We start from the raw sequence: 6,318 nt of genomic DNA, 5'->3' as shown, positions 1-6,318 counted from the left end.
AACCGAGGGTGCGCGCTTCTTCTCGCGCTTGAACACCACCGGAAGCGTGGTGAGCATCGTACTACCGACATTGATCGCAGGGGTAGTAACGCTATGCCGTGTAGTGAAACTAAAACGATGACGGCGCTGTATCCCCGCCCTACTCGCTCACTTCGTTCGCTCCTTGAGGACGGGGGCTTAGCGCCTATAGTCAGCTAACGACAGCGACGAGCCGACGGCGCGAGCCGACGAACAGCGCGACGAGACGCCCGCCGACGCGGGCGGCGCCGGGCTCGCGGCCGCGCTCGACGGCAGCGGGCTCTCCGTCGGGGTGCTCGTGGTCGTCCTCTGCGGCTGGGTCGTCCTCGGCGTCGGCGTCGCGGCGGTCGCGCTGCGGTCGAAGCGGATCTGAGACCGTCGCCGAGGCGGTCCGGCGTCTCGCTCGGGCGATTCGACGCCCCTTTTCCGCGGACGTCCGCTGCGGCAGGCGAGCGGGAGACGATGGTGTCGGTGGTCCGTGGCAGCGTGAGGCACAAGGGCAGGTGTCGGGCGCGGCTTAACCGCGTCCAGTCCCAAGTGGATGTATGACCACAGAAACGGAGGACCGATTGCTCGGACTCACGTTACTCTCCCTCCTCGCCGCGATAGGCGGGGAGCTACTCGGGATCGCCTCGCTCGTCACGGTCGGCGTGACCGGCTTCTTCCTCGCCCTCGCGGGGCTGTTCGCGATCATGACCGTCACGCTGGTCGTCGGCCTCCGGCGGCTGTCCGGCCCGGACATGTACGACCCGGTCCTCGCCGATCGGGCTCCCCTGTCGACGCGGCGCGGCGACCGCTGATATCGTCGCCCGCGAGCGGTCGCGGAGACGAGTCTATCGCGGCGGTAGCGGAGACGGGTGTATCGCGGCGGTAGATGAGTGATTTATAAATGAGAGAGGCGTTGCCGGCGGCTATTTATAAATGGGTGGCAGATCTGCGGTGGAGACCTCCAGAGCCCAGCCCTGAGCTCCCCCCGCCAGCGACCGCACGGCACCTCACGCCTCCCCAGCCTCGTCACCGGTGCTATGGGCCGGCTGCGAGCGGGAGCGTCGCTCTCGCCCCGTCGGTCGCGCTTGGGCGGGTTCCGGAAGCCGCGGTCGGACTGTCGCTCGTCCTCAGCCTCGGAGAGGTCGCCGTCGATCGCCGTCAGCGATCGGGGGCGTCGGACGGGCCCGGCTCGGCCGTCTCCGCCGATTCGGCCCCGCCGAGCATCGCGGCGCCGCCGTGTCGGACGACGGCCGCGACCATGTTGCCGGCGAACAGCAGGGCCCCGCCGACGACGAGCGCGCCGCCGACGATCCGGGCGAGGTCCCCGGAGAGACCGGCGAGCCCTCCGAGCGACGCGGCGACCGGCGAGACGGCGGCCGCGAGCAGGAGCCCGGCCCCGAGGACGGTCGCGGCGAGGTCGACCCTCGCGGCGCGGGCGTCGTAGAGGTCGTCGATCGCGGGCACCCGTTGTAACCCCACCCGGTCGGCGTACCGGTCGAGCCAGACAATGAAGGGGACGACGTGGTAGAGACTCCCGACGACGACGAACCCGACGAGCGCGCCGAGCAGGACGGGCCCGACCGCGGGGTGACCGAATCGGGCGGCGGGGCCGAGGGGGTCGACGACCCACGCCGCGGCCGCGGTCGCGCTCCACCCGAGCGTCGCGAGAGCGACGACCGCGTACCGGGAGAGCATCGGGGTCCCCGCCGCCGTCGCGTCGCGGAGCCGCCGGAGGAGGATCCCGCCGGCGACCGCCGCGCCGCCGGCGGCGAGCAGTCCGCCGACGGTCGCGAGGAGAGGGATCCCCGCGAGCCGCCCGGCGGCGAGCAGAGCCACGCCGAGCGGGTACGCCGCGGTCTCGACGCGCGCGAGCCGGTCCTCGACCGGGAGCGCGTCGGTCTGGGTGAACATCGGTCCGAGCTGGTAGAGCGCGCCGAACACGGTCGTGACGACGGCGCCGAGGACGGCGAGCGTGACGTGCGCGCCGACGACCGCGACCCGGGAGACGCCGACCGGGGCCAGCACGCCCCAGCGGTAGTCGGCGGCGAGGCTCCCACCGAGGGCCGCGGCGAGCGCGAGGAAGCCGACCGCGACCGCGAAGTGCCGCTCCGTGACGTCGAGGGGGCGCGCGCGCCACAGCGTCCGGGCGAGGTTGTACGCGAAGGCGGCGAAGCCGACGAGCATGAGCCCCGCGAAGAGGGCCGCGTCGGCCGGGCGACCGAGCCAGAGCCCGCCGGCGAAGCCGCCGACGCCGACCGCGACGGCGGCGAGTTGGAGCGTCACCAGCCGCTCGGAGTGGAGTTCGACGCCGGACCAGACGGGGACGAACTGGGTCATCGCGCCGAGGATCGTCAGGCACACCCACCCGACGAGCAGGAGGTGCGTCGCCGCGATCCCGCCGAGCGAGGCTCCGGAGCCCGCCACGCCCGCAGCGCGCAGGAGCGCGAGCGTCGCGCCGGCGACGAGGAACGCCAGCGCGACGAGGAAGTGGCGGAGCGGGACCGTGGTCGGCGGGCGCGTCGAGGTCGTGAGATCGCCGGGGACGCCTCGCATGTGTGTACGGAGGGGCCGCGCGCCCCTGTGGTCGTCCCCGAACCCGTTCGGGGTTTATAAATGTGGGCCGCGCGGGCGACCCCGACGAACACGTTCGGGGTAAACGACGGGCGCATGGAGAGCGAACCCCCGCCCATGCCACATCGGACGACGGCCCTCGAGGAGACGGACGCGCCGGCGGACCGACCGGTCGAGACGCTCGACGTCGCCGACCTCGGCCCGCCGGAGCCGCTCCGGCGGACGCTCGAACTGCTCGCCGACCTGCCGGACGAGACCGTGCTCGTCCAGCGCAACGACCGGGTCCCGCAGTTCCTCTTCCCAAAGCTCGAGGGCCGCGGCTACGCGCACGACACGGCCGAGACGGACGACGGCGTCGTCACCGCGATTTGGACCGGGGAGGGAGACCGATGAGCCTCCTCGGCGGCTCCGAGCCCGAGTTCGACGACGCGGGCGAGTTCGTGCCCGAACACGTCCCGGAGCCGGGCGAGTTCCTCGCCGACCACGACGTCCTCGCGGGCGACGAGCACGTCGCGGTCCACCGGCGCGCCAGGGACGCCTTCGAGGAGCACGGCGTGTACGACGCCACGTTCGGCTACAACCTCGCCCGGCTCAACCTCGACCCGCGGCACACGGACGCGGGGTTCCGCTACGCGGAGGAGGGCGACGACCCCGCGACGCTCCGCGCCGAGTTCACCCCGACGACGGCGTTCTGTCCGCAGGCGGAGCCGCTGGCCGTGGGCGCCTTCCGCGCGCTCGACGCCGTCGACGACCACGGCTACGACCTGGTTCGGGTCCGCGTCGACCCCTCGCTCAACGGGAGCGCAGCCGTCAACGACCGACTCGAACGGCTCGAATCGGGAGACGCCGCCCCCGCGGTCGGCGATAGAGCGGACGCGCTGGACGACGGTAGCGGGAGCGGCCCGACGAGTCCCTTCTGAACGGTCGCGGCGGCGGTCCGGTCCGCGACCGACCGAACCGGGGGGATCGGCCCGTCAGTCGAACATGTTCCCGCGAACGCCCATGCCCGAACGCCGCGTGTGTTCGGACATGAGCGACGCCGAATCAGTCCTCGACGTGCGCGAGCGCGACGACCCGCCGTTCCCGGCTATCAGCGACGCGCTCGACGGGCTCGGCCCGGACGAACATCTACGCCTCGTGAACGATTTCGAGCCGGTCCCGCTGTACGACGTGCTGGCGGACCGCGGCTTCGAACACGAGACCGAACGGATCGCCGACGACGAGTGGCACGTGACCATCGCGCACGCCTGAACGGCGAGGGCGAGCGCCGCTATCCCCGTGGGACCTTGTCATACTCCGAGCCGAACAGTTCGGCTTGCTCCCCCACAGTTTGGGAATCCCCGCCGAAGATATTCCCCCTACTACCCTACGTCGAGGCGCATGACCCGACACACACTCGACCGGCGGACGTTCGTTCGAACGACTGCGGCGCTCGGCGCGGCCACCGCGCTCGCCGGCTGTAGCGGCGGCGGAGACGGGGGCGACGGGAGCGACGGAACCGACGGCAGCGACGGCGGCGACAGCAGCGACGGCAGCGACGGCAGCGACGGCAGCGACGGCGGCGACAGCAGCGACGGCGGCAGCGGCGAGCAAGAGTTCCTCTCGGAAGAGCCGGACTACGGCGGGTTCCTCGACGAGGCCAACAACTACGAGCGGACGGTCGACGCGACCGGCTCCGAGTCGGTGACCGTCGAGGTCGGCGCCGGCGAGGGGCTGGCGTTCGGCCCGGCGGCGGTCGCGGTGTCCACCGGAACGACCGTCACTTGGGAGTGGACCGGCGAGGGTGGCCAGCACAACGTGTCCGGATCCGACGGGAACTTCGAGAGCGAGACCGTCGGCGAGGAGGGCCACACCTTCGAGCAGACGTTCGAGGAGTCCGGCGTCCACAGCTACGTCTGTACCCCCCACAAGGCGATCGGGATGAAAGGCGTCGTCTACGTGGAGTGACCCCCGGCGACCGAGACCGAACCGGACCGAGCTGAATCGAATCGCGAACGCACCCCGATCACCGACACACCGATGCCCCAAGCACGCCTCCTCGTCGACCTGCCGGACGGCCCGTGGATAGCCGACGTCTCGCGCGAGTTCCCCGACGCGGGGTTCCGCGTGCTCACCGCGGTCCCCGGCGAGAGCGCCGGCTTCGCGCTCGTCAGGGTCTCCGCCCGCGACGTCGACGCGGCGCTGTCGGCGATGGAGGCCCACGACGCGTTGAGGTCGGTGTCAGTGATGGCGCGGGAGGACGGCGTCGCGACGGTGCGGCTGGAGACCGACGCGCCGCTGCTGTTGCTGGCCGCGAAGCGCTCCGGGCTTCCGATCGAGATGCCGCTGGACATCGAGAACGGCGTGGCGGAGGTCGAGGTGACGGGCGAACACGAGCGCGTCGCGGAGATGGGGCGCCGGCTGAGCGAGCTCGGCTTGGAGTTCGAGGTCGAACGCGTCCGTCAGCGCGTCGACCCCGCCCGACTGCTGACGGACCGGCAGCGGGAGCTCCTGCTCGCGGCCGTCGACCTCGGCTACTACGACGTCCCGCGCGAGTCCACCCTGACGGAGGTCGCCAAGCACGTCGGCATCGCCAAATCGACCTGCAGCGAGACGCTCCAGCGCGTCGAGCGGACCGTCGTCCGGGAGTTCGTCGACGACCTCCCCAGCCGACCCCTCGACGCCGAGCCCGCGGCCGCCGACACCTGATCACCCCCATGACCACCACCGACGACCACGACCACGACGAGACGGCCGAACCGATCACCGACCGAGTCCACGACAACTCTTGGTCGGCGAACTTAGAGGAGCCGAAGTACGCGGACGACCCCCGGCTGGCGGTCCGCGACGCGCTCGCCGCGGTCAACCACACGACCGCGGGCAACCACGTCAACCTGGTCACCCACGGCGAGCTTGGCCACCCCGAGGAGTTCCTCTACGACGCGCTCCGCGAGGAGCGCGAGGGCCTCGACCCGGAGTACGTCGAGCGGTGCGGCTGCGGCGGTCACGTCACCCGCGTGGACGTCGTGTGAACTACCCTACCCTACTCGCTCACGGCTGACGCCGTTCGCTTCTTGAGGGTAGGGCTTCCTGCTTCTACGACGCGCTTTGCAGATACCAACGTATCCACAGGGAGCGCAGTCTCCACAGGCGTTCCTTCGGAGTGTCCCACTCCTACGTCTTCGAGGCCGCGAGAAAGAATGTTCCACGCCGCATTCGCGTCCCTGTCCGCCTCAAACCCGCAGGCGGGACAGGAGTGTTCACGGACCCATAACGGCTTGTCCGTCGAGACGCCGCACGCCGCGCATTCTTTGGTCGTTCCTCTCGGGCTGACCGCGACGAAGTGCGTCCCCTCTCGTTCGCACTTGTATTCGAGCAACGAGAGAAACGTTCGCCACGCGGCAGACGCCGTATTGCGGCTGTTCGACGGCGACTCCATCATCCCCTTCACGTTCAGGTCTTCGACCGCCACAAGATCGTACTCCCTCGCGTAGTACGCCGAGAGTTTGTGTAGGAAGTCACGGCGCTTCCGTCGGAGGTCAGCGTGACACTCCGCGACGCGCCGTCGTTGCTTCTCGTAGTTGTTCGACCCGTGTTCCTTCCGCGAGAGCGTCCGTTGCTCGCGCTCCAAGCGGTCACGTTCGTCGGAGAGATCGAGCGACCCGACGGCGGTTCCGTCCGTGTCGTGGGCATACGTGAGAATCCCTACATCGATTCCGACGCACTTCTCGGGATTCTCAGGCGGGTCGGGCGGTTCTCGGT

The 6,318-nt window shown here is 70.6% G+C and carries 9 protein-coding genes; 7 read left to right on the top strand and 2 right to left on the bottom strand.

Going from position 1 to position 6,318, the window contains the following annotated elements:
- Positions 1 to 563: 563 nt before the first annotated feature.
- Positions 564 to 818: a hypothetical protein gene (locus tag N5096_RS02620; RefSeq protein WP_267662781.1), complete on the top strand. Its 255-nt coding sequence runs from the start codon at positions 564 to 566 to the stop codon at positions 816 to 818.
- 346 nt (positions 819 to 1,164) lie between these two features.
- Here N5096_RS02620 and N5096_RS02615 read toward each other — a convergent pair whose 3' ends face one another.
- A complete protein-coding gene (locus N5096_RS02615) occupies positions 1,165 to 2,559 on the bottom strand; it encodes a hypothetical protein (protein WP_267662780.1) in 1,395 nt (464 codons plus the stop codon).
- Positions 2,560 to 2,694: 135 nt separating this feature from the next.
- On the opposite strand from N5096_RS02615, the gene N5096_RS02610 reads away from it, so the two are divergent.
- The 6 genes from N5096_RS02610 to N5096_RS02585 all read left to right on the top strand — a co-directional run bounded on the left by N5096_RS02610 (position 2,695) and on the right by N5096_RS02585 (position 5,588).
- Complete coding sequence (locus tag N5096_RS02610) at positions 2,695 to 2,970, top strand: DUF2249 domain-containing protein (protein ID WP_267662779.1); 276 nt, start codon at positions 2,695 to 2,697, stop codon at positions 2,968 to 2,970.
- Positions 2,967 to 3,497: a DUF7998 family protein gene (locus N5096_RS02605; protein ID WP_267662778.1), complete on the top strand. Its 531-nt coding sequence runs from the start codon at positions 2,967 to 2,969 to the stop codon at positions 3,495 to 3,497. Before N5096_RS02610 ends, N5096_RS02605 begins: the two co-directional genes overlap by 4 nt.
- Positions 3,498 to 3,606: 109 nt before the next feature.
- On the top strand, positions 3,607 to 3,828 hold the full coding sequence (locus tag N5096_RS02600) for a DUF2249 domain-containing protein (RefSeq protein WP_267662777.1): 222 nt from the start codon (positions 3,607 to 3,609) through the stop codon (positions 3,826 to 3,828).
- Between the two features lie 129 nt (positions 3,829 to 3,957).
- Positions 3,958 to 4,524: a halocyanin domain-containing protein gene (locus tag N5096_RS02595; protein ID WP_267662776.1), complete on the top strand. Its 567-nt coding sequence runs from the start codon at positions 3,958 to 3,960 to the stop codon at positions 4,522 to 4,524.
- A 72-nt stretch (positions 4,525 to 4,596) separates the two neighbouring features.
- Entirely contained in the window at positions 4,597 to 5,265 is a 669-nt protein-coding gene (locus tag N5096_RS02590) for a helix-turn-helix domain-containing protein (protein ID WP_267662775.1), read from the top strand.
- Between the two features lie 8 nt (positions 5,266 to 5,273).
- Positions 5,274 to 5,588, top strand: a complete 315-nt coding sequence (locus tag N5096_RS02585) for a CGCGG family putative rSAM-modified RiPP protein (RefSeq protein WP_267662774.1) — start codon at positions 5,274 to 5,276, stop codon at positions 5,586 to 5,588.
- A gap of 11 nt (positions 5,589 to 5,599) precedes the next feature.
- Here N5096_RS02585 and N5096_RS02580 read toward each other — a convergent pair.
- The coding region (locus N5096_RS02580; RefSeq protein WP_267662773.1) for an RNA-guided endonuclease InsQ/TnpB family protein at positions 5,600 to 6,318 on the bottom strand (719 nt) is incomplete at its 5' end.

This window comes from Halorubrum yunnanense (assembly GCF_026586675.1).
Classification (GTDB): domain Archaea; phylum Halobacteriota; class Halobacteria; order Halobacteriales; family Haloferacaceae; genus Halorubrum; species Halorubrum yunnanense.
Note: the sequence above shows the minus strand (reverse complement) of the source record. Positions and strands in the feature narration are given on the sequence as shown.